The sequence below is a fragment of the Paenibacillus sp. FSL R5-0766 genome (assembly GCF_037971845.1).
In the GTDB taxonomy this organism is placed as follows: domain Bacteria; phylum Bacillota; class Bacilli; order Paenibacillales; family Paenibacillaceae; genus Paenibacillus.
Map to the genome: position 1 here is coordinate 1,220,641 of NZ_CP150227.1, position 23,653 is coordinate 1,244,293.

A 23,653-nucleotide genomic window follows, 5' to 3' on the forward strand; every position below is an offset into this window, starting at 1 on the left:
GTTGTTCCGGACAAGAACAATACCCACATACGAAAAGAGGCGCACATAATGAAGTATAAGATGAAACAGAAACAGAATCAACGGATTACGCGAATTACGGAAGAAACGCTAGTCATTGGAGCAGACATTGCTAAAAAGATTCACGTAGCTAGAGCGGTAGATTTCCGTGGCATTGAATTAGGAAAAGACTGCGTGTTCCACAACGATCAGGAAGGGTTAACGAAGCTAGTAACATGGATGAAAGAACTTCAGGAGGTTCATCTGAAAACGGACATTGTTTTCGGAATCGAGCCTACCGGGCACTACTGGTTTCCGCTAGCCGCTTTTCTGCAAGCTCGAGATATCAAGATCGTCATTGTGAACCCGCATCACGTAAACAAGAGCAAGGAACTTGAGGATAACTCGCCGACGAAGAGTGACTATAAGGATGCCAAAGTCATTGCAGATCTCATTCGAAACGGGAAGTACTCGGAGCCCAAATTGCCGGCAATGGAATATGCCGAACTACGCATCCTCATGAATTTCCGTGAGAAGGTTATGGTGAGTTTAAACCAAGTCAAGGCACGTGTGCATAATTGGTTCGACCGCTATTTTCCAGAGTATTTGAGCGTGTTTAAAGATTGGGAAGGCAAAACTTCCTTGATGACCATGCGCCAGTTTCCGACACCGGAAGAGATCGTCTCTACAGGCGCCAGAGGCGTTCTCGCACACTGGAAAACGGAAGTGAAGCGCGGAGTCGGTATTAAGAGAGCGGAAAAGCTCTTTGCGACAGCCGGGATATCCATCGGGCTTACCGAAGGGTTACGAGCTGCGAGACTGGAGCTTCTGAGCTTGCTCGACCAGTATGAGCTTTTCTCTAAACAGGTGGAAACGACCATGAAACAGGTCATGGACATCTTAAGTGAGATACCGGGAACAACGCAGATGTTGAATATCCCAGGCGTTGGCGCGGTTACCGTTGCAGGATTTCTGGCTGAGGTTGGCGATTTGAGTCATTACGACCACGGACAACAAATCATCCGATTGGCGGGCTTGAATCTAAAAGAAAATAGTTCTGGTAAGCGTAAGGGTAAAACTGGCATTACCAAGCGTGGACGATCTCGACTAAGAGCTCTATTGTTCCGTTGCGTCATGCCAATGGTAGCTAAGAATGAGGAGTTCAAGGCCCTTCACAAGTATTTCACAACACGAAGTCAAAATCCGCTGAAGAAAAAACAGTCGCTAATCGCGCTCTGCGGCAAACTGATACGCGTCCTGCACACGCTGGGGACGAAGGAAATAGAGTACAACGCAAACGAAGTTCTTGGTCCTGTACGACAAGCGCAGTTACAACAGATTGCAGCTTAGTTCAAAGAATCAATAGCCTGAAATCTCGACTCGTTCACAGATGTATAACGAGACAATTGAAGCACCGGAGAAGCCGAAGAATACCATTCCATAAGGGCAACGACCCCGTTTAGGAGCAAGAATCGGCCTCCACCCCTTGGCAGGTAGAACGAAGGAATGTAAGGGCAATGACCCCGCGTGACATGGGAGGGTGAACCCCGAGGGAGATGTGGAGATCCACTGTGCGATCATAAGTATGACCACAGTTTGGATAAAAAATGGAGTCCAAGCTCTGTTCCCGTCACCGGTCATTACAGCAAAATCTGGTTCTGAACCAATATTCTCCCATCAAGCCAAGATGTCGAAGTTGTAAATCTACGAATGGACGAGAAAACAGGCGAAAACATTACTTTATAGTGGGAGGAAGATAAAACATGAATATCAATTTACAGAACAAAATTGCATTGGTAACAGGTTCCAGTGGAGGGATTGGTGCTGCTATCGCTGGAGCGTTGGCTCGTTGCGGGGCGAAGGTCGCTGTGAATGGTCTGCATAATATGGAGCGAGCGGAGGAAGTTGTGGCTACAATCCGGGATGCTGGTGGTGAAGCGGCGGCATTTCAGGCAGATGTGACGGATACGGATGCGATCAGAGCGATGGTTGAAGAGATTACACGCCGTTTCGGCGGCCCAATTGACCTGTTGGTTAACAACGCGGGACATCTGGTGGAGCGAAGTCCCATTGAAACGATGAGTGAGGAGCTGTACAGCCGGATTATGGATGTTAATCTGAAGAGCGCCGTCTTTGTCTCCAAAGCGGTCATTCCTGGCATGAAGGCGGCTGGTGGCGGACGAATTATCAATCTGACCTCCGTAGCAGCTCATAATGGTGGCGGGCCGGGTGCAGCTATTTACGCAGCCTCCAAGGCGGCTGTCATGACGTTAACCAAAGGGCTTGCCAAAGAGCTTGCCCCGGGCGGGATTACGGTCAATGCCCTTTCCCCGGGCTTCATCGGACAGACGGCTTTCCATACTACGTTCACCTCGGCAGAAGGTCGGTCTTCTGCGGTAAATAGCATCCCGCTTGGACGGGAAGGGACTCCCGAGGATGTCGCAGGAGCGGCGTTGTACCTGTGTTCCGACCTGGGTTCTTTTATTACCGGAGAAACGCTTGAAATCAATGGCGGCATGTATATGCGTTGATGTTACAACATTGCGATAAGGAGGGGACAAAACGATGGAAGTGAAGCGAAAGCTTGCAGAAAGATCGTTGTACCAACCCATCAGCGGGCCGTTCCATGTGGACTATGCCCCTGACGAACATACCGTTCTGGCAGAGAACCCGCCAAGGTTTACCTGGATGGCGGCACAGCAGGAGGATGAGAATGCCTATCTGCTGCAAGTGTCGGCGAGCCCTTCTTTTCAGGAAGAAGAGACGATGACCTTTGCGCCGCTCCCGTATAACTTTTTCACGCCTGACCGGGTGTTTGAACCTGGGGATTATTATTGGCGATATGCGCTGCTTGTAGATCACCCCGCGCAGCAAGGGAGCGAATACGAAGCGCATGTCTCACAGGGTGAGCAAGGGAGTGAAGCCGAAGGGCATGCCTCGCAAGGGAAGCAAGGGGAAATGTCGGCTTGGAGTGAGGTGCGGCGGTTTACGGTGTCAGCGGGATTACCGGAAACACCGCTGCCTTCCCGGGCACAGCGATATATTTCCACAGACACGTCTCACCCACGGCTGTGGCTTGGTGAGCGTGGGTTGAATGCACTTGCCGCTGCCATTTCTTCCGATTCCACGTATTGCGGCTGGGATGCGTTTATGGCAAATTCCGTAGAGCCGTGGGCAAACCGTGAGCCCATTTGTGAACCGCAGCCCTATCCGGAGAACAAACGTGTCGCCGCACTGTGGAGGCAAATGTACATTGACTGTCAGGAGGTGTTATATGCGATTCGTCATCTGAGTATCGCTGGGCGAGTGCTTCGAGACGAACGGCTGCTTGATGCGGCGAAAACCTGGCTGTTGCATGTGGCAGCTTGGGATACGGAGGGAACGACCTCCCGTGATTATAATGACGAGGCGGCTTTTCGGGTTGCCGCTGCGCTCGCTTGGGGTTATGACTGGCTGCATGATGAGTTGAACAGTGAAGAGCAGGAAGTGGTCAGGTGCAGTTTACTGCGGCGGACAGAACAGGTAGCCCAGCATGTGATGGTTCGCTCGAAGATTCATCATGTGCCCTATGACAGCCATGCGGTGCGTTCATTATCCTCCGTGCTTGTACCTTGCTGTATGTCCTTGTTGCATGAGGAGCAGCAGGCTGCAGAGTGGCTGGATTATGCAATCGATTATTATGCCTGTCTGTACTCCCCATGGGGAGGCAGTGATGGAGGTTGGGCCGAAGGTCCGATGTATTGGACAACAGGCATGGCCTATGTGACCGAAGCGATGAATTTGCTGCGAAACTATGCGGCCATCGATTTCTTTCGTCGACCATTCTTCCAGCGTACCGGGGATTTTCCGTTCTACGTCTATCCGCCTGATGCACGGCGCGCCAGCTTTGGGGACCAGTCTACGCTGGGTGACCCGGTAAACTTGAAAACAGGTTATCTTGTGCGCCAACTGGCTGGGGTTACAGGCAATCGCTGGTACCAGTGGTATTTTGAGCGTGTACGTCAATCTGATCCGGGGACAGAGGGTGCTTTTTATAACTACGGTTGGTGGGACTTTAACTTTGACGAATTAGTATACCGCCACGATTATCAGCAGGTGGAGGAAGAGTCGCCTGTGGACATCGAGCCGCTGAAGTGGTTCCGTGATGTGGGATGGGTAGCCATGCATCACCGGATGGACGATCCGGATGAACATATGATGCTTCTGCTCAAGTCGAGCCGTTATGGCTCCATCAGCCACAGTCATGCGGATCAGAACAGCTTCACTTTGCATGCATTCGGTGAGCCACTCGCCGCGGATACCGGCTATTATATCGCGCACGGAAGCTCCTTTCACCGGGAATGGCGCAGGCAGACACGCTCCAAAAACAATCTGCTGATTGGCGGAGAAGGGCAGTATGCCGAGAACAACAAGGTGCTGAATATGGCCGCAACCGGGCAGATCGAAGAGGCCTATTGGCGGGATGGCGATGGTTATGTGCGCGCGGTTGCGACCGATGCCTATGCCAGCACCGTCCCCCATGTGAAGCGTGTTGTACGGGAGATTCATTTTCTGCAATCATCCTACTTCGTCATTGTAGACCACATTGATCTGGAGAAACCGGACAGCATTCAATGGCTATTCCATGCACTGCACCCGCTACAGTTGAAAGGGCAGAGCTTCCGCCTGAACGGTACTAAGGCGGGGCTTGAGGGGACATTTGTCTATGCTTCCTCCGGTGAGCTGGCGCTTAGCCAGACGGATCAATTTGCAGAGGTGGACCCGGCAGAGTACGAAGGGTTGGACAGACATTATCATCTGAGCGCGGAAACGCGGCCTGCCACAAGTCATACAATTGTTACGCTGCTTGTACCATATAAGATCGAGGAGCCGAAGTATGTCCCCTATTTCATCGATGACCAAGATCACGGCATTCATCTCTATTTTACCGACAACGGTGTAACAAAGAAGATCGAGGTATCCAAGACGTACTAGATAAGTGCTGACCTAAAGAAAACGCAATCTCATCTAAAACATCCCCATTGTTGCAGGCGGTGGGGATGTTTTATCATCTTCATGAAAGCGCTTCACATATAAGTGATACCTAAACTTAAATCAGGATGAAAAGAGGGGTAGCATGAAAAAGTGGATGGTCACAGGCATGGCGCTGTTGCTGGCGGCAACCTTCATGGCGGGATGCAGCAAGGGAAGCGGGGCGGAATCCGGTGAGAATGGAGGAGACGGCAAGACGAGATTCTCCATGTCACTGCGAACGCTGGCGTATACGTATGTGGAGAAGTCGCCGGACATCAACCAGGATAAATGGGTGAAAAAGCTGGAGGAGCTGACCAATAGCGATCTGAAAATCGTGCTTGTGCCTCATAAGGAATATGAGCAGAAAATGGTCCAGATGTTTGCCACCAATGATATTCCTGATGTGGTGCAGGGTGATGGGGGTGTCAACGGCAAGGAGATGGCTGGCTCGGTTGAAGCCGGAGTATTCCAACCGCTGGATGAGCTGTTGCAAAAGTATGGGCAAGATTTGCTCAAAGTCGTGCCGAAGGAAGCCTGGGACCAGGTCACCCATGACGGCCAGATCTATGCCATTCCCGAATATTTATCCAATCCATCCCGCCGAGCAACCTGGATTCGTAAGGATCTGCTGGATCAAACGGGATTGCCTGTGCCCACCACGGTTGATGAAACATTGGAAGTGTTGCGCGCCTTTAAAAAGCTTGGCGTGGAGAATCCATATATGGGGCGTGAAGATTTCAAATATGCGGATACCTTCTTTGGTGCCTATGATGTGCAGCAGTTCCTGTCCATGATGGAGCAGCAAGGCGACCAGATTGTACCCAAGTTCATGGATAACGAGAATATGCAGCAAGCCCTGACGGTTTATAAGACGATGTACGAAGAAGGGCTGATTAACAAAGAGTTTGCGACCATCAATTCGACGGTATTCAAAAATACGATTCTCTCCGGTAAGGCGGGCATGTGGTCCATGAACGCCAACGAACTGATTCAATGGGAGAAGCAGATTAAAGCGTCGGTTCCCGATGCCAAAATCGAAATTATCCCTTCCCCTGTCGGTCCCGACGGAAAGGGTGGTTATTATCTGTACGGTCCGGTGACACGTGCCTACTTTATCAATAAGGATGCGGCTGATCCGGCTTCCATTATCCGTTTTTTTAACTGGATGGTTTCCGATGAAGCGGAGAAGTTTTTCACGTACGGCACGGAAGGAGAAACTTACACTGAGGATAATGGCGTGATTTCATACACCGCTCCAACGGATTCCGCTGGCGTGGATGAAGAGCGTTACCGTCAGTCGTTCTTATGGTTTGTACAGGACACAACGTACAATAAAGGATCGTTATCGCTGACAGAAGAAGGCAGGAAACTGATGAATATTTACGATACGATTTTAGCCAAAGAAGGCCGGGATGGCATCAACTTTGATCCGCGGTTGGAGGCCTTTGTGCAGAATCCCGAGATTGCTCCCAATTCGGATACACCTCCTCAAGTATTGCTCACACACATGATCAAGATGGTTTATGGTAAGGAGCCCATCTCCGATTGGCCAAAAGTGGTTGAGGAATGGAAATCCAAAGGCGGCGATCAGGCCATCGAGGAAGCTACGGAGAAATTTAAGAAGGGTGAGGGAGTGTCAGCCCCGCGTCGCTAGAATAGCAGAATGAGTGACTGAAAGCAGTGCAATGAGTCAGTTGAATACGGAGGGGATACAAGTGAAGGACTTGTTCAAAACGTGGACGAAGCGGGCTGTACTTGTTGCCATATCTTTCATACTCATTACCGGTATCGCCATTCCTGTGCATGAAGTCCGGGCGATGGAAGACGATATTCCTCATTCTGTTATCAATGCTGCTGCACAGGAAGAAAATATCCCGGAACCCGAGGGGCCCGAGCTGGAGATTTACGCGGAAAACTTTGATGATCCCGACAATTTTGGCTCTACGGGCGGAATTGCATTGAAGGCACCATGGCGTCAGGATGGTGCGGGCGGGAGCAAGGCCAAAACGTCTTCTTCAACAACCGCACCATCCCAACCCAACATGGTCAAGATAGATGGAACCGATGCACTCGCGCTGCCACTTGATCTGACCGGGTACGGAAACATCCGGCTAAGTTACTACACAAGAGCTTCATCCTATATAAGCGGAAGCGTGATTATTGAATGGTCGAAGGATGGAGGCAGTTCCTGGACGACGTTGGAGACGTTTGAACTTCCTCCAGGAACTCCAGATATGAAGAATAAGGAAGGCAATACCTTAAAAAGCTGGACGCTGGGTTCCGAAGCGAACAATAACAGTACAGTGAATATTCGATTTCGGACAGGAGATGCCATGCAGGCCAACATGTATATCGACAATGTTGCCATTTACGGTCAGGCCATTCCGGGTATAACGCCTGCTCCTTCCCCAGTGCCGCCTGGAGAAGAGGATACTGAGTTTACGCCACCACAAGGAGTGACTTTATACGAGGATGTGGAGATTGGCATGGCTGGTGGGCGGGCGATGTATTCATCCATTGCCGTTCCCGAGACAGCGGCAGCTGAACCGATGCCAGTCATGATCTATATTCACGGAGGTGGGTGGAATCACGGGGATCGGAAGCAGGCATTGAACTCCATATGCAATTATGTACTCAAACGCGGTTACATCGGTGTATCTCTGGACTACCGGCTCACGCCTGAGGCGCCTTTCCCTGCCCAGATTCAGGATGTCAAACTTGCTATTCGATATTTGCGGGCCCATGCCGCCCAGTACAATCTGGACCCAAGTCGTATCGGCGTCTGGGGATCATCTGCAGGTGGTCACCTGGCCGCATTACTCGGGACCACGGGGGACTTGGTCGCTGGTGATCCCGTCGTGCTTGATACAGGAGTCACGGTAGAGGTACCGGATCTCGAAGGTTCTGGTGGATGGCCTGAGTATTCGGACAAAGTGCAGGCGGTTGCCGACTGGTACGGACCCGCTGATTTTACGACGACATTTGCCAATAATTATAGCTCGGTCACGGCTCTGCTTGGCGGTCATCGCGCATTGGATGTACCGGAACAGGCTAGACTTGCGATGCCGGGCACCTATGCTTCACCGGATGATCCACCGTTCTGGATTCGTCACGGGGACGCTGACGCCACCATTCCATACACGGACAGTGTTACTTTTGCAGAGCAGCTTCAATCTGCGGGTGTGCCGATTGTGGATGTGAAGATTGTACCTGGTCAGGGCCATGGATTTACAGGTGCAGCTTCTGAGAATGCCAATGCGGAGGCATGGGCCTTCCTGGATGAACATGTGAAGAACCGGATCGTTACGGAGCCCATTATTTTCAAAAGCAACTCCGAAGATACTTCATCTGGCGAGGGCGAAGATGAAGAAGAACGACCGTTGATGGAGAAGGTCATCGCCAGCAAGTTGCCAACCGACGATGCGGCGATTGATAGCAGCAAGCCTGATCTGAATCTCAATCAAGCTACAGGTTCCAGCACCGGATTACTAAGTATTTCTTCGACTACTTCCACCAAGAAGTATGTTTATTTCAAATTTGATATGACCGGAAATGAGCCAGAAGGAGATCGTTATCGATTACGGATTGCGGCCAAGAAAGGCACTTCAAATACCGATACGGAGTTGTCCCTTTACGGTTTGGATGCTACAGACTGGAATGAATCATCATTAACCTGGTCGAATGCCCCCGTACAAAGTCTGAGCGAAGCTTCGTTGCTGGGAAAATTCCAGGTCACGGCAGATCGGAATGGAAGTCCGGCAGTCTATGAAGTGGATGTAACCGATTATGTGAAGGAACGTGCAAATGTTGGGCAAGTGGCATTTCTGCTCGCGGATGCGGGAGCAACAGGCGTCTCTGTAAACGTCTATACTAAGGAAGCCAACGGAACGAGCAATCCACGTCCACAGTTATCGGTCATTGCTTTAATTGAAGAGGGAAGTGACACGCATTCACCCGAATGGGAGCAGGGAGCCGAGCTGGAGATTCGCAACTGGGGAACGGATTTTGCGGAACTGAGATGGCCCGCTGCCAGTGACGATACGGCTGTATCTGCCTACCGGATTTATCGGGATGGCGTTCTGCTGAGCGAACAAGGTAAGCAGTCATTTCGGGACAGCGGACTTGCAGCGGAAACACCATATACATTTCAAGTGAGGTCGATTGACGAAGCGGGCAACGTCAGCAGTGCTTTATCAACCGAAATGACAACCCTTGGCGTTCCGGTATCGTCCCTGCCTGTGGCTTCCCTCACGGCAAGTGGTAGCGACGGCAACCTTGCTACCAATACCCTCGACAATAACAGCTATACACGCTGGTCTGTTGCAGGAGAGGGGCAATGGATTACATTTGATCTGGGGCAGGTACAGCCAGTGGGTTATGTTGGGATTGGTTTTTACAAAGGGGATATCCGAAAGACATTTTTGGAGATGGAATCGTCTGTTGACGGTGAGCAGTGGACCCAGATATTTAACGGCGAAAGCAGTGGGGATACAACTGAAATGCAGGCGTTTGATATCCCGGACATATCTGCACGTTATGTGCGAATCACCGGACGGGGCAATTCCGATGCAAGTATTTACACAAGTCTGACCGATGTGCATCTGTATGCTCCTTTTGCAGGGGGAGGGACACCTGTGGCTCTGATTCCATACATCGTGCCACAACCACCTGAAGGGACGATGCCCTTTATCGCACCAGGTCTGACGGAAACAGACGGCACACCACATGCTGTCCATGCTCCACATGCTGTGACTGGACGTACAATTGATGTACGGGATTATGGAGCAGATCCTGCTGACAACACGAGTGATGACCGCCCTGCTATACAGGCTGCGATGGACGAGGCTAACGTTGGGGATGAAGTGTTTTTGCCTGATGGAGTGTACAATTTGTTATCCGGGCCGGATGGCAGCACCAATCTGATGCTCAAATCCGGAGTAAATCTGAGAGGTGAGAGCCGTGAAGCAACCGTGCTCAAGACATCGCTGGATCAGGTGACGGGAAGTGCCGTTCTGAAAGCTTCGGCTCAGCATAGCATACTCGTATCCAACATGACCATAACTTCATCCTGGTCCGGTAGCTACACGACCGATCATCAATCCAATAACCCCTCCGCAGGGGGACCGGATAGCATGATCCACATCGCCAATTATGGCGAAGCACCATCGTATGACGTTACGATTGACGGCGTTATTGTGGAAAAGTTCAAACGAATGGCGATCCGCATTGAGCACAGTCGCGATGTTGTTGTGAAGCATGCAACCTTCCGCAATGCAACAGATCTGGGCCCTGGAGGTTCAGGTTACGGTGTGTCCATTCAGGGGACTGCCAAAACCGATCGGCTCGGATTTGACAATGATACGTTATGGAATGTGGTGGAGGATAGCGTGTTTGAGGGGCCTTATCTGAGACATGGAGCGTTGATCCAGTTTGTGGCCCATAATAACGTACTGCGTGGCAATACTTTTAGCGGAACAAAGTTGGACGCCATCGACCTTCATGGTGAACTGGAGTATTTAAATGAAATTTCCGGCAATGTCATTACGGACGTATTGACAGGTGCAGGGGTTGGGCTTGGCAATACCGGGGGTTCGGCGCCCAGCAACCACAGCAAGTCTGGCAAAGGGAACTACATTCATGACAACACAATTACCAACAGTCGAATCGGTATTTCGGTAACCATGGGTACCCCCGATACCCTAATTGAGGATAATCTCATCGAGAATACCACTATGATTGCAGAGGCAGCAGGGATCAAAGTGTTGAACGGACCGGGCACGGTGATTCGCGGCAATGTAATTCGTAACAATACGGCGAGTGGTTACTGGGGTGTGAGGCTTGAGCGCGACAAAGGTGATGCCGGAGCAGGCAATGTCGGCGAAGGGGACCCTGAGAATGTGTGGATTGAAAATAACCTTATTGAAGGGAATGCAAACGGAATCGGCCTCTTTGCCGGAGTAAACATTCTAATGAAGGCCAACATTCTAAACAATGTAGATGAGGACTACTACAAAGCAGCAGGTGTTACAGTTACCGAGTTATAGAGAATCAGAACAAGTAGCCTGGCAGGCGTCTATATAAGTTGAAGCTCAATATTACACCATACTGCAATCGGAGTGATAAGGTGTAACATTTATAGTTCAACTTATGTAGCCTGATGGGCTACTTTTTGTTATGAATCATTTATTTAAGATTCACCCTAAAGGTTCGTCCTATTCACAGCAGGCTGCCGGATCTTTTCATGAACAGCTCAAGTCGGTAGAGCAGATCAAGGCATCTGCGGCTATTTTGTCCGATGTGTCGACAGAGCTCCAGACCTCACTTAGTCCGTTTAAGATTTAATATCTGTTACAATAGGGAAAAGGAGGGACTACAATATGGCCCCTGATAAAACAAAACTTTTCCCGAATGAGAATATCCGTACGGTATGTTACATTCAAAACCTGCCTCCGCGTTCTAACGTGGACATCGGTGATTATACGTATTATAGCGATAACACGAATCCGCCAGAGCAATTCTATGACCGGATACAGCATCATTATGACTTTATTGGTGATCGCCTGGTCATTGGCAATTTCTGTGCAATTGCGGAAGGTGTGACATTCATTATGAATGGTGCGAATCATCGGATGGAGGGTATGACGACGTATCCGTTCAACATTTTTGGTGGAGGATGGGAGCGTGTGACACCTACACTGGAACAACTTCCATATAAGGGCGACACGGTACTGGGCAACGATGTATGGCTTGGACAAAATGTAACGATCATGCCTGGTATCACGATTGGAGACGGGGCAATCGTTGCCTCTAATTCAACCGTTGTTAAGGACATTGAACCCTATACGATTATTGGTGGTAATCCAGCCAAGACTATTAAAAAGCGTTTTGACGAAGAGATGATTGCACTGCTGCTGGAATTGAAGTGGTGGGATCAGGATGAGGAATGGCTGGATACGCATTTGGAACGTCTTGTCTCTACATATGATCTCCAGATCTTGCGCGAACTTTTGAACAGCAAATAGGATGGTTGTGCATAAAAGACAAAAAAAGCTGGTTCCTGACGGAGCCGGCTTCCAAGCAAATCAGGCCCTGGACCGTTTTGAGCGGATCAGGGCCTCTTGTTGTCCAAGATGAAATGTTAATTTTAGCGGGTGGATGGTCGTAGGTTGCAATCAGACTGTACTGATGGGGGCTTTAAATGAGTATGAGCTTCTGCATGATCCGAGTTTGTCTGTTTGCCTGAGTAAAAGTTAATGATATCATCAACGGTAGTAAACACGACATTTAAATCCATATTATCATTGTGTGTTTGAATAAAAACCTCTTTTCAATGGGTTGTTACGTTTGTTACGTGGTTTAATTTAAAGCTTCTTTCATACTTAAGCCTGCTGTGAATACAGGAACTTTACCTGCAGGTAGTTGAATTTCTTTGCCTGTTTTCCGGCTTTTTCCTGTTCTTGCCTCACGCTTCTGTACTTCGAATTTCCCAAATCCAACAACTTGAACTTCTTTGCCTTCTTTGAGAGCTTCGAGAATCGAATCCAGTACAACGGTTACAGCTTTTTCAGCATTCTTCTTGGAGAAACCGCCAGCCTTAGCTACTTCTGTGATCAATTGTTCTTTATCCATGGGGAATACCTCGCTTTCATTCTTGGGATGTGGAAACTTTGCTGTGACACATATGAGTAAATAAAAAGCTGCCTTATTAATAAGGCAGCTTTCATATAATTAAAGTTTAGTAACGTTCTCAGCTTGTGGTCCACGGTTACCTTGAGTTACTTCAAATTGAACGCGTTGACCTTCGTCCAAAGATTTGTAACCTTCACCTTGAATTGCACTGAAATGAACGAATACATCTGTTCCTTCTTCAGTTTCGATAAAGCCGAATCCTTTATCCGCGTTGAACCATTTCACTGTACCTGTTTGCATGTGATTCCTCCAAAAAATAAGTTTTTAGCCGATCATTATGACGAGTATTATTGAAAAATTGACACTCACCTGGTGCATTTAAACCACGAACTTGATGTCCGCTAATGTATCGATTAATATGATAATACCATGTCCGCTAATATAAGTCAAGATTTGGAGGTATTTTCTAATGAATCAGTCATCAGGGATTTCGGTGCAGCGGGAACCGACGATAGAGGAATTCGTACATATGCTTGCCAATGAGGGAGAATTGCATCCCAAAACCGTGAAGGAATATACAAGTGATCTGAAACACTTTATCGAATGGTACAAGGAAAGCACCATGCTCAACGAAGAGTTCTCACTGCGAATTGAAGATGTGGATACATCCACTTTAGTCAGTTATCGTGAAAATGCTCACAACGTTATGTTATTGAAACCAGCCACCATTAACCGGAGGTTGATTACGCTGAAGCGTTTTTTCAAATGGGCTGTCTTGGAATCCAGGCTCAGTCATGACCCTTCCAAACCATTAAAATTCATTCCGGAAGACAAAGTAAGTCCACGCCGAATGACATTTGAAGAAGAGCAGGCATTCCTCGCGGCAGTGGAGTACGGTAATTCCCTTCGTGATCAGACGATCCTGACCCTAATGTTTCACACAGGCTTGCGAACGATGGAGGTATGCAACCTCAAGCCTCAGGATATCGAACTTGGTAGACGAAGCGGTCACCTGACAGTGAGAGCCGATAAACGCAACGTGCAACGTAAGATCCCTTTGAATATACAGTGTGTTGTCATGTTGAATCAGTACTTATCCGATCTTGCTACCAATCCTGCTTACCTGTTTCCTTCAGAGAAGACAAACGATCGTTTAACGGAGAGAGCATTGCGACACCTGATTAAAAAAGTAATGATAACAGCAGGGCTGGAAGGATTGAGTTCACACGATCTGCGTCATCGTTTTGGCTACGCCATGGCTGAGCATACGCCACTGCACCGTTTGGCCGAGATAATGGGACACACCAACCCAGATACAACAATGATTTATTTTAAAGCATTAAGTACGAATCACCGTAAAGAACAAGAATGAAGACTGAATTATAGTCAGAATGAAAACACCTCTTATTTAGAAGTACTTCGAAATTTTCCGTGTTTGTATTACTTTAACCTACCTTTAGCATTCATATACGATCCTTCACATTTCACTTAGGCATTGCCCGACAGGGTTGCCTTACCTCTAACAAAGAAAGCGATTACATATCCCTGATAATATTGTATATTATGATGGCAACCTTGGAACAGATCAACATGAGCCTTTGCATATTGCTTCAATTCGGTGAGCAATAAGAAATTAAATGATTCAAAATGCTACATATATATTCGTTGATAGGGCTAAGGCCGTCATCAAAAGGGAGGAATCCAAACGTGTACCGGGTACTGCTGGTGGATGATGAAGAAGATGTGCGTGAAGGACTTGTTGTAGAGGTCGATTGGGAAGCGCTCGATCTGCGGATAGTCGGTTTGGCTGAGAATGGGCGGGAAGCATTGGAGATGGCGGAGAGGGTAGAGCCGGACATTGTGGTGACGGATATCAGCATGCCATTCATGAATGGTCTGAAACTCGCACAAAGATTGAGGAAGCGTAATCCACTCGTGAAGGTGGTCATTTTGACTGGTTATGATGAATTTGATTATGCGAGGCAAGCCATCTCGTTAAGTGTGGATGAATATCTGCTGAAGCCGTTCTCGGCAGGACATCTCACCGAACTGCTCACAAGATTGCGCGCCCAGATGGCGGCTGAAGTGGCTGAGCGTGAAGATGTACAGCAGCTGCGTGAGCACTATCATACCAGTTTGCCTTTATTACAGGCAGATCTGATGGCGACCTTGCTCCATCGACAGAAATCCTCAACATATATTCATAGTAAAGCCAAACAATGCGGATTGGATCTGACAGGAGAACGTTATGGGGTGTCCGTATTGACACTGCATATGGATGGAGATGTGCAAAAGGAGAAGTCTGAGGGAGTATTCAGCGAGCCCCCACAACGACATAACAAAACAATATCCGAGGTAGCGGACCAGTCTGAGATATTCGTTCCCGGAGGTTCCTTGCGTCAATCTGAGGATGCTGAGCTGAAACGCTTTGCTGCACTTAACATTGCGGCAGAAGTTTGGGCGGAGCATGGGGCTGGTCATGCCTTTATGCATCAGGAGACGATTGTCCTGCTCTATGTGGATCGCACGGGCGGTACAGATGGAGTGAAGAGGCAACAGAAGGCATTGGAAAATGTGATGCGCAGCATCAACCACTATTTACGTATCCCGGCTACGGTGGGCTCTGGTCAGATTGTGGATACACTCGCGGATGTGAATCATGCCTATGAAGATGCCCTGCTTGCATTGGATTATCGGCTTGTACCCGGGACAGATTCAATCATATACATTGCGGACGTGGAGAGACAGACGGCGGGCAAGCTGCGATTCGACGAGTTGAAGCAGCAGACGCTGACACGTTGTCTCAAGGCGGGTACACAAGCAGAGCTGGAGGAAGCACTTACGATCATTTTCCGGGAAATTAACGTGGAACACGGGCGAAGTGATATTCAGCTCTATTTAATTGAAGTGTTAACAACAGTATGGAAGGCAGCACAGGCATCAGGAGAAGCGATGGAAGACATCTTTGGTGCAGGGTTCCAGTTATATGCGGATTTGTTCCGACTGCCGGGACTTACTGAGGCACAGAAGAAGGTACAGGAAGTCTGTCTACTCGTGCAACATCGCATTGCGAGCGGGCGGCAACATGTATACAAGGATATTGTCGAGCAGGCGTTAGTCTTCACCAAAGAGCATTATGCCGACCCGGACCTGTCCATTCAGAAGGTGTGCGGGCATTTGCATATCAGCTCCGGTTATTTTTGTGGCATTTTCAAAAAAGAGGTGCAACTTACCTTCCTGCAGTACCTGATGCAGATCCGGATGGAGGCAGCGCGGGAACTGCTTCGCTCGACAGAACTGAAATCGTTTGAGATTGCGGAGCAGGTTGGCTTTGCCGAACCCAATTACTTCAGTTTTTGTTTCAAAAAACATATTGGCGTCTCGCCGAAAGAATATCGTAAACAGGCTTCTCAGACGGCAAGTGAAGGTTCGATCCGATGAAGTTCTTGTCCAGATGGGTGAAGTCCATGGGATCTCAATTACGCTCTCGTCTGCGTTCGTCCAGAGTCAGTAGTATCCGGTTTATTATTACGTGGTCCTTTTCCGTCTTCATCGTTTTGGTACTGACCATCATGGCGATGCTTCTGCATGACAAGTTCACGCAGGCTGCCGAGCGAAGTGCGGAACTGACGACGAGACAGATTGTGGATCAGGTCAGTTATAACCTGGAGGATTACGTCCGCAGTATGTCTCATCTGTACCGTGCCATTGAGGAACACATGCTGCGTGACGGGACATGGGAAGGGGAACTGGTGGACAAACAACTAGACACACTGCTCAGCAGTCGTGAAGATATCATCTCGATTACTCTGCTTGATTCCACGGGGAAATTGCTCAAGAACAGACCTTCAGCTGAATTAAAACCAAGTGCCCATGTGACACAGCAAGGGTGGTTTCAGTCTGCGCTTCGTGTGCCGGATCACCTGAGTTTCTCGTTGCCTCATATTCAGAATATGTACACAGGCCCATATAAATGGGTCGTTTCCATGAGCAAAGGCATAACGATACGGCAAAATGGTCAGGATCGGCAGGTTATTCTGCTGGTCGATATCAATTTCAAACAGATGGATGAACTGAGCCGTCGGGTCAGTCTGGGGCAACGGGGATATGTCTATATCATTGATGAGAGTGCGGGCAATATCGTGTACCATCCGCAGCAGCAATTGATGTATATGGGACTCAAAAGCGAGAATATCGAACAGGCTTTAGTGGCTTCCGGCAGTTACGAAGATGAAGCAGATGGACAGAAAAGGCTGAATACCGTCAAGTCCGTTGCCAATATCGGGTGGAAAATCGTCGGTGTTGCTTATCTGGATGAGATTATGACAACGCGTCAGGAAGTCAATGGATATCTCATTCGTGTACTGGTCGTTGTTCTGGTACTGGTCATTCTCGTATCCCTGTTTCTTTCCTCCAGTCTGACGCGTCCGATCCGGCGAATGGAACGTAAGATGAAGGCGGTGGAGCGCGGGGATTTCAACGTGGAGTTGCCTATTGAAGGGCCGCTGGAAGTGGAACGACTATCCCGTCGCTTTAACCTGATGGTCAATAAAATCCGAACCTTGATGGATGAGATTATCCATGAACAGGAGCAGAAGAGGCGTCTGGAGCTGGAAGCCTTGCAGGCCCAGATCAATCCACATTTTCTATATAATACGCTGAATTCCGTGGTCCGCATGGTAGGCATGAGCCGCAATGAAGAAGTAATTACGATGATCACGTCTCTTTCGCGCCTGTTCCGCATCAGTCTCAGTCAAGGCAAAACGATTATCACGATCAGGGAAGAGCTGGAGCATGCGCAGCATTATTTGACGATTCAGCAGATGAGGTTCAAGCGCAAATTCAACTTTACGATTAAGGCAGATGAGACGCTTCTGGAATGCCTGACATTAAAGCTGGTGCTTCAACCCCTGATTGAAAACGCCATTGTTCATGGCATCGAGTACCACATGGACGAAGGAAGTATTGAGGTCGATGTCTATCGTGAGGACAATAAGCTGGTGTTTCGCATTACAGATAATGGGGTCGGCATGACGGAAGAACAGATGTCGGGATTATTGAGTGGCAGTCCGGTTGTCAAAAGTGGTGCAGGATCAGGCGTAGCGGTACGTAACGTACATGACCGAATCCGGCTCTATTATGGTGAGGCATATGGCCTTGAATTTGCAAGTGAGTTGGAAGAAGGCACCACGGTCTGGGTTCGGATCCCCATTCAATCGCAGCAGAAGGAGGGCGAGCCTGATGACAGACAACCAAGTGAATAAGAACGATGCCCATAGAGGTAAAGGATTGGATGTCCGTACATTTTGGAAAAAGGTTGCTGCGATCTTTCCTGGAATCCGGAAACGTCGGTTAGTAACCCAGACAGCTGCAAGCTGCTGTCTGCTCATATGCAGCGCCTGTGGCTTATCGAGTCCCGATACTACGACAATACCGCCACGTATTGCGCTCATTACGCCAGCTGGGACAGGGGAACTTGCGGAAGCTATCCGGCTTGGCGCCGAAGCGGCTGCCAAAGAGAACGGAGCCGAACTGATTACTGTGGAAGCATACCCTTCCGATGGTGATGTGTACACGCCTGCCATTCTGGAATCTGCTGGAAGTCAGATGCAGGTTAAGCAGGCCAATGCAGGCCGTGGAACGTTGTCTCGCAGTGCGCGAGAGCAGGCTCAAGTGGAGGCCGCCGCATCGGCTCTGAAGCGGGGAGCATCAGCTCTATTAGTCGATCCCCTGAGCGAGAAGGCACTTAGCGACATCATTCAGGAGGCACAGACAACGAATTCCAATGGAACCATTGTTCCTGTCATTGTGCTTAACGATGAATTTCCCGTGAAAGGCATCACCAGTTTCATCTCGATGGATAATGTTGAGGCGGGAAGACAGGCCGGCCAGGCTATGGCGGAGCTTCTGGAAGGGAAAGGGCATGTGGCCTTATTGGGCCCCGATCCTCTCAATTCTGGTCTGATTCAGAGAGAGCAGGGAGTTATGGAATCCTTGGTACAGTATCCTAATATTCAAGTGGAACCCAAATCGATATGTAATACACGGGATGGATGTTGGCAGACTGCGAAGCAATTGCTGGACCAGCAGGAGGTAGATGGTTTCATTACTCTTCAGGAACCTGCTTCTCTGGGAGCAGCTGATGAACTGAATCGACGCAAATCTGCGGACAAGGTAAGGATTGTTGGATTTGGCAGTGAACAACAGCAACTGGAGCAATTGCAAGAAGGGGTCTTTGATCATCTCATCGTCCAGAATGGATACAGTGCAGGTTATCTGGGATTGAATCAGGCCGTTGCGCGGCTGAACAATAAACAGGTGCAAGCGAGAGTGTTACTTGAGACCAAGCTGGTTAGTACAGACAATATGTTCTGGATGGATAACCAGAAGCTGTTGTTTCCTTTTGTACAATGAACCAATGCTGGAACGAGTGCCGGAACGAATGCTGAATGAAGAAATTAAGGTGTTTGTTAACTTGAGGAAGATTTCGATAGAACAGGTGAAGATATTGTATTCGAATTTAATGTAAACCCTTTCATAATAAAGACATCGGTAAAGCCGAATGAACTTGGGGGAGGTCATTAGGATATGAAGAATATGAAGAAAACATGGATGACACTGTTGATTACGGCATGTATGGTTGTGGCGGCGGGATGTAGCAGCGGTGGAGACAGTGCAGGTGGAAGTACGGGAACAGATACAGGAGGCCAGACAGCAGCCGGTACGGAAACGCCCAAGATTGGTGTTGCCATCTACAAATTTGACGATACATTCATGACGGGTGTACGTAATGCCATGACCGCAGCAGCGGAAGGCGTTGCGACTCTGGATATCGTGGACAGCCAGAATGCACAGCCGACCCAGAATGAGAAAGTGGATCTGTTTGTGTCCAAGAAATACAATGCAATGGCCGTGAACCCGGTGGACCGGACGGCGGCAGGGGTCATCATTGACAAGGCCAAGGCAGCGAACATTCCGGTGGTATTCCTCAACCGTGAGCCGGTGGCTGAAGATATGAACAAGTGGGATAAAGTGTACTACGTAGGAGCAAAAGCGGAGGAGTCCGGTACGATCTCCGGTCAGCTGATTGTGGATTACTGGAAAGCACATCCGGAAGCGGACAAAAACGGCGATGGCAAACTGCAATACGTCATGCTGAAAGGGGAACCGGGCCATCAGGATGCAGAGCTTCGGACCAAATATTCGGTTCAGGCGATCCAGGATGCCGGAATCGAAGTGGAAGCACTGGCGGAAGACACGGCGATGTGGGACCGGGTGAAAGGTCAGGAGAAAATGCAGGCATTCCTGGCTTCGCATGGCGACAAGATTGAAGCTGTTCTCGCAAACAATGATGACATGGCCTTAGGAGCCATTGAAGCATTGAAAGCAGCTGGATACTTCAAGGATGGCAAATCCATGCCGGTTGTAGGTGTAGATGCAACAGCTCCGGCCATTCAAGCTCTACAGGATGGCACGATGCTGGGCACGGTGCTTAATGATGCCAAGAATCAGGGTGCAGCCACGGTGGCACTGGCTTCCGTACTTGCCAAAGGTGAGACACCAACAAAGGAAAATACCAAATACGACATTACAGATGGTAAATACGTCTGGATTGCATACAAAAAGATTACAAAAGACAACATCGCTGACGCCCAATAACAGCACGAGACAGGGACGTCCGACATTCGGGTAGCGTCCCTTTTTTGCCGGTCATATGGAAGGGAGGAACCAAGATGGAGTCACCTTACCTGCTGGAGATGAATGGAGTTTCCAAAGCATTTCCGGGTGTGCAGGCACTAAGTCAGGTCACATTTAAAGTAAAGCCGGGGACGGTTCACGCCTTGATGGGAGAGAATGGAGCGGGGAAATCCACACTTATGAAATGTCTGTTCGGCATGTATCACCCGGATGAAGGAACGATACGTATCGAAGGAAAGAGTGTGGATATTCCGAATTCCAAAGCGGCCCTACAGCAAGGCATATCCATGATTCATCAGGAGCTGAACCCGGTCCCGCATCGTCCGGTGATGGAGAATATATGGCTGGGTCGTTTTCCGATGAGGGGAATACTGGTGGACGAGAAACGGATGTATACTGATACGCTGGCGCTGTTCAAAGACTTGAACTTGGATATTGACCCGAAGGCTCAGGCGGGAACACTGTCTGTCTCCAAAATTCAATCCATGGAAATTGCCAAGGCGGTCTCTTTTCAATCCAAAGTTATCGTCATGGATGAGCCAACTTCTTCCCTGACAGGCAAGGAAGTGGATCAGCTCTTCGCCATTATTAATGAACTGCGCAGTCGCGGCGTATCCATTATCTATATTTCACACAAGATGGAGGAGATCCTGACGATCTCGGATGAAGTGACAATCATGCGTGATGGCTTCGTTGTCGGGACATGGGATGCTGCGGATCTAACGACAGATCTGATCATTACGCGTATGGTTGGCCGTGATCTGGACGAACGTTTCCCGGAACGGACGAACGTACCCGGTGAAGTGATATTAAAAGCCGAGGGTCTGACATCAAGCCAGTCCAAATCGTTTCGTGATGTATCCTTTGAGCTGCGAAAAGGTGAAGTTCTTGGCATTGGTGGCCTGGTTGGAGCACAGCGGACAGAACTGATTGAGTCATTGTTCGGACTGCGTGGACTCGCTTCAGGTACGATTTCGATTCATGGGCGCAAGGTGAAGATTAACTCCCCCGCAGCAGCGAAGCGTCATAACATTGCGTTGCTTACGGAAGAACGAAGGGTTACAGGGATATTCCCTGTGTTGTCGGTGTATGAGAACACGATCATTGCCAGTCTGGGGCGCTACCGAAATCGTGTGGGCTTGCTGGACGAGAAAAAGGGCCGGGAAGAGGCACGGGAACAGACGCAGAAGTTCAGAACCAAAACGCCTTCAGTTAACACACTGATTCGCAACCTGTCTGGCGGCAATCAACAGAAAGTTCTGCTGGCCCGTTGGTTGCTGACCGACCCGGAGATTCTGTTGCTGGATGAACCGACACGTGGAATTGATGTAGGGGCCAAGTTTGAGATTTACACCATTATTACGGAACTGGCTCGTCAGGGCAAAAGCATTATCATGATTAGCTCGGAGATGCCCGAACTGTTGGGTATGTCGGATCGCATTATGGTGATGAGCGAAGGGCGTCTCACCGGAATCGTGGACGGAGCCGAGGCAACAGAGCAGGATATTATGAGGCTGGCCGCGCAGCAGCGGATGGCTTAGTCAGGAGGGAAACAGATGAACACACAGATGATCAATCAAGTGAAAAATTATGTAACACAACGCGCCATCTTTATCGTATTGATTCTGCTCATCATTGGAATAGCTATTGCCGATCCGAATTTTCTTGCCTTCTCTACACTGCGGGACATCTTGCAGCAATCCTCCACACGGGCCATTATTGCACTCGGTGCAGCCTTTATCCTCGTCACGGGTGGTGTCGATCTGTCCGCTGGACGGGTGGTTGGTCTGACGGCTGTTGTATCGGCATCGATGCTGCAAATTGACGAGTATGCCAACCGCTTCTTCCCCGATCTGCCCCATTTGCCGGTGTTGTTGCCGATTCTGGTTGGAATCACCGCAGGTCTATTCGTGGGTTTGGTCAATGGACTGATTGTCGCCAAATTACATGTACCTCCTTTTATCGCAACGCTGGGTACGATGGTTGCCGTGTACGGACTGAACTCCATTTATTTTGATACGGAACCCAACCAGTCACAGCCGATCGGAGGATTGAGACCCGATTTTACCGTCATTGGCTCTGGATACATTGATCTGGGCGGAGGTTATTCCATCCCGTATATTGTCCTCATTGCGATTGCGGTGGCGTTAATCTGCTGGGTGATCTTTAACAAAACCCGGCTCGGCAAAAACATGTACGCGATTGGTGGCAACATTCAGGCGGCGCATGTATCCGGGATTCATGTGGCACGCAACCTGGTTGCCCTGTATGCCATTGCGGGTGCACTGTACGGTTTGGGTGGTGTGCTTGAGGCAGCACGCACAGGTGGAGCAACAAACAATTACGGTAACATGTATGAGCTGGATGCGATTGCCGCATGTGTGGTAGGCGGTGTATCAACGGCAGGAGGTATTGGAACGGTACCTGGGGTTATGGCGGGTGTGCTGATCTTCGGGGTCATTAACTATGGTCTGACGTTTATCGGTGTGAGTCCATACTGGCAGTTGATTATCAAAGGATTGATCATTGTTGCTGCGGTGGCTTTTGATATCCGTAAGTATATGGCGAAAAAATAAGATTAACGTGAAAAGGTTACACCGTTGTACTCCGAGTGCAGTACCATCTTCCGATCGCCCTTATCCCCTGATTTTCTTGATTCCGATATATTAATAGGGGAAAATCCGGTGATAAATGCGAACGCTATCGCTTCTTCAGATTGGTTCTGCACTCTACGTTATGGTGTAAAAATTCCATTCATCTTATATGGAGAAGTAGCAAAGAAGCCAGCCCTCGGGATATAGAGAGCTGGCTTTAATTGTTATGCATTTACAAACCAATCTACGACAGTAATTATAGGGCCAATAATGCAAAACACTAGCATAAATGCAGCGACGTTACAGGCAACACTTGTGCCATAATGTGAACGATTTTTTTTGGCTATCCAGATGGTAGGGATCCAGAAGAGGGCTGCTACTACAAAAGGAATGTGAAGTCCTTGAGTTCCGTTGCTATAAATAGGTATGTTTATTAAGTTTAAAAGATAATGACTGATCATAAAATTTGTTTTGCCCCATTGGAAGTTAAAGGCGAGACCCATCAATAGTACGAGTAGAGAGAGCGTTCCGAGGCCCAGTGGTTTTCGTTGTGTTGTCATGTAATATCCTCCATAACCAAGTATTTATCCTAAATTAATCCATTAATGTATTGTACCACAATAATGATCTATGCGAAGAGGAATTGTTTCACTTTTGTTGATTACAATTACATCGTATGTCCTATTGCCTTCATAACTTATACATTCATGCGAATTTGACGA

General features: G+C 48.9%; 17 protein-coding genes. 14 read left to right on the forward strand and 3 right to left on the reverse strand.

The window, feature by feature from the left end; all coding sequences use genetic code 11:
* Positions 1 to 60: 60 nt before the first annotated feature.
* The 7 genes from MKY66_RS05435 (at position 61) to MKY66_RS05465 (ending at position 12,032) form a co-directional block, all read left to right on the forward strand.
* A complete protein-coding gene (locus MKY66_RS05435) occupies positions 61 to 1,347 on the forward strand; it encodes an IS110 family transposase (RefSeq protein ID WP_339805241.1) in 1,287 nt (428 codons plus the stop codon).
* 413 nt (positions 1,348 to 1,760) lie between these two features.
* Positions 1,761 to 2,528 carry a glucose 1-dehydrogenase gene (locus MKY66_RS05440; protein WP_076214347.1) on the forward strand — a complete coding sequence of 256 codons (768 nt, stop codon included), beginning with the start codon at positions 1,761 to 1,763 and terminating at the stop codon, positions 2,526 to 2,528.
* Positions 2,529 to 2,562: 34 nt separating this feature from the next.
* The gene (locus tag MKY66_RS05445) at positions 2,563 to 4,971 is read left to right on the forward strand and encodes a DUF4962 domain-containing protein (protein ID WP_076214350.1); all 2,409 of its coding nucleotides are present in this window, start codon (positions 2,563 to 2,565) and stop codon (positions 4,969 to 4,971) included.
* 142 nt (positions 4,972 to 5,113) lie between these two features.
* Complete coding sequence (locus MKY66_RS05450) at positions 5,114 to 6,664, forward strand: extracellular solute-binding protein (protein ID WP_076214352.1); 1,551 nt, start codon at positions 5,114 to 5,116, stop codon at positions 6,662 to 6,664.
* 13 nt (positions 6,665 to 6,677) lie between these two features.
* Complete coding sequence (locus MKY66_RS05455; protein ID WP_339806994.1) at positions 6,678 to 11,054, forward strand: alpha/beta hydrolase fold domain-containing protein; 4,377 nt, start codon at positions 6,678 to 6,680, stop codon at positions 11,052 to 11,054.
* Between the two features lie 130 nt (positions 11,055 to 11,184).
* Positions 11,185 to 11,352, forward strand: a complete 168-nt coding sequence (locus MKY66_RS05460; protein WP_179088563.1) for a hypothetical protein — start codon at positions 11,185 to 11,187, stop codon at positions 11,350 to 11,352.
* Between the two features lie 35 nt (positions 11,353 to 11,387).
* Entirely contained in the window at positions 11,388 to 12,032 is a 645-nt protein-coding gene (locus MKY66_RS05465) for a Vat family streptogramin A O-acetyltransferase (protein ID WP_076214358.1), read from the forward strand.
* Between the two features lie 334 nt (positions 12,033 to 12,366).
* On the opposite strand, the gene MKY66_RS05470 is transcribed toward MKY66_RS05465, so the two are convergent.
* On the reverse strand, positions 12,367 to 12,639 hold the full coding sequence (locus MKY66_RS05470) for an HU family DNA-binding protein (protein ID WP_076214360.1): 273 nt from the start codon (positions 12,637 to 12,639) through the stop codon (positions 12,367 to 12,369).
* Positions 12,640 to 12,738: 99 nt separating this feature from the next.
* The gene (locus MKY66_RS05475; RefSeq protein WP_017690333.1) at positions 12,739 to 12,939 is read right to left on the reverse strand and encodes a cold-shock protein; all 201 of its coding nucleotides are present in this window, start codon (positions 12,937 to 12,939) and stop codon (positions 12,739 to 12,741) included.
* A 169-nt stretch (positions 12,940 to 13,108) separates the two neighbouring features.
* Between MKY66_RS05475 and MKY66_RS05480 the strand changes: the two genes are divergently transcribed.
* The 7 genes from MKY66_RS05480 (at position 13,109) to mglC (ending at position 22,913) form a co-directional block, all read left to right on the forward strand.
* Complete coding sequence (locus MKY66_RS05480) at positions 13,109 to 14,011, forward strand: tyrosine-type recombinase/integrase (protein ID WP_076214363.1); 903 nt, start codon at positions 13,109 to 13,111, stop codon at positions 14,009 to 14,011.
* Positions 14,012 to 14,346: 335 nt separating this feature from the next.
* Positions 14,347 to 16,080 (forward strand): response regulator, encoded by a 1,734-nt coding sequence (locus MKY66_RS05485; protein ID WP_076214366.1) that lies wholly within the window; start codon positions 14,347 to 14,349, stop codon positions 16,078 to 16,080.
* A gap of 26 nt (positions 16,081 to 16,106) precedes the next feature.
* On the forward strand, positions 16,107 to 17,903 hold the full coding sequence (locus tag MKY66_RS05490) for a sensor histidine kinase (protein ID WP_076214627.1): 1,797 nt from the start codon (positions 16,107 to 16,109) through the stop codon (positions 17,901 to 17,903).
* Positions 17,881 to 19,053 carry a substrate-binding domain-containing protein gene (locus MKY66_RS05495; RefSeq protein ID WP_076214368.1) on the forward strand — a complete coding sequence of 391 codons (1,173 nt, stop codon included), beginning with the start codon at positions 17,881 to 17,883 and terminating at the stop codon, positions 19,051 to 19,053. Before MKY66_RS05490 ends, MKY66_RS05495 begins: the two co-directional genes overlap by 23 nt.
* A gap of 183 nt (positions 19,054 to 19,236) precedes the next feature.
* Entirely contained in the window at positions 19,237 to 20,298 is a 1,062-nt protein-coding gene (locus MKY66_RS05500) for a galactose ABC transporter substrate-binding protein (protein WP_036606548.1), read from the forward strand.
* 74 nt (positions 20,299 to 20,372) lie between these two features.
* Positions 20,373 to 21,878 (forward strand): sugar ABC transporter ATP-binding protein, encoded by a 1,506-nt coding sequence (locus MKY66_RS05505; RefSeq protein ID WP_076214371.1) that lies wholly within the window; start codon positions 20,373 to 20,375, stop codon positions 21,876 to 21,878.
* A gap of 15 nt (positions 21,879 to 21,893) precedes the next feature.
* A complete protein-coding gene (mglC, locus tag MKY66_RS05510) occupies positions 21,894 to 22,913 on the forward strand; it encodes a galactose/methyl galactoside ABC transporter permease MglC (protein ID WP_076214373.1) in 1,020 nt (339 codons plus the stop codon).
* Between the two features lie 242 nt (positions 22,914 to 23,155).
* Here mglC and MKY66_RS05515 read toward each other — a convergent pair whose 3' ends face one another.
* Complete coding sequence (locus MKY66_RS05515) at positions 23,156 to 23,491, reverse strand: hypothetical protein (RefSeq protein WP_076214376.1); 336 nt, start codon at positions 23,489 to 23,491, stop codon at positions 23,156 to 23,158.
* Positions 23,492 to 23,653: the final 162 nt, after the last annotated feature.

Excerpts from the sequence above, each read along its gene's own strand:
- MKY66_RS05505 (WP_076214371.1), top strand. The coding sequence starts at position 20,373 with ATGGAGTCACCTTACCTGCTGGAGATGAATGGAGTTTCCAAAGCATTT.
- MKY66_RS05480 (WP_076214363.1), top strand. The coding sequence starts at position 13,109 with ATGAATCAGTCATCAGGGATTTCGGTGCAGCGGGAACCGACGATAGAG.
- MKY66_RS05445 (WP_076214350.1), top strand. The coding sequence starts at position 2,563 with ATGGAAGTGAAGCGAAAGCTTGCAGAAAGATCGTTGTACCAACCCATC.
- MKY66_RS05450 (WP_076214352.1), top strand. The coding sequence starts at position 5,114 with ATGAAAAAGTGGATGGTCACAGGCATGGCGCTGTTGCTGGCGGCAACC.
- MKY66_RS05475 (WP_017690333.1), bottom strand. The coding sequence starts at position 12,939 with ATGCAAACAGGTACAGTGAAATGGTTCAACGCGGATAAAGGATTCGGC.
- MKY66_RS05435 (WP_339805241.1), top strand. The coding sequence starts at position 61 with ATGAAACAGAAACAGAATCAACGGATTACGCGAATTACGGAAGAAACG.
- MKY66_RS05490 (WP_076214627.1), top strand. The coding sequence starts at position 16,107 with ATGGGATCTCAATTACGCTCTCGTCTGCGTTCGTCCAGAGTCAGTAGT.
- mglC (WP_076214373.1), top strand. The coding sequence starts at position 21,894 with ATGAACACACAGATGATCAATCAAGTGAAAAATTATGTAACACAACGC.
- MKY66_RS05515 (WP_076214376.1), bottom strand. The coding sequence starts at position 23,491 with ATGACAACACAACGAAAACCACTGGGCCTCGGAACGCTCTCTCTACTC.
- MKY66_RS05440 (WP_076214347.1), top strand. The coding sequence starts at position 1,761 with ATGAATATCAATTTACAGAACAAAATTGCATTGGTAACAGGTTCCAGT.
- MKY66_RS05465 (WP_076214358.1), top strand. The coding sequence starts at position 11,388 with ATGGCCCCTGATAAAACAAAACTTTTCCCGAATGAGAATATCCGTACG.
- MKY66_RS05460 (WP_179088563.1), top strand. The coding sequence starts at position 11,185 with ATGAATCATTTATTTAAGATTCACCCTAAAGGTTCGTCCTATTCACAG.
- MKY66_RS05500 (WP_036606548.1), top strand. The coding sequence starts at position 19,237 with ATGAAGAAAACATGGATGACACTGTTGATTACGGCATGTATGGTTGTG.
- MKY66_RS05495 (WP_076214368.1), top strand. The coding sequence starts at position 17,881 with ATGACAGACAACCAAGTGAATAAGAACGATGCCCATAGAGGTAAAGGA.
- MKY66_RS05470 (WP_076214360.1), bottom strand. The coding sequence starts at position 12,639 with ATGGATAAAGAACAATTGATCACAGAAGTAGCTAAGGCTGGCGGTTTC.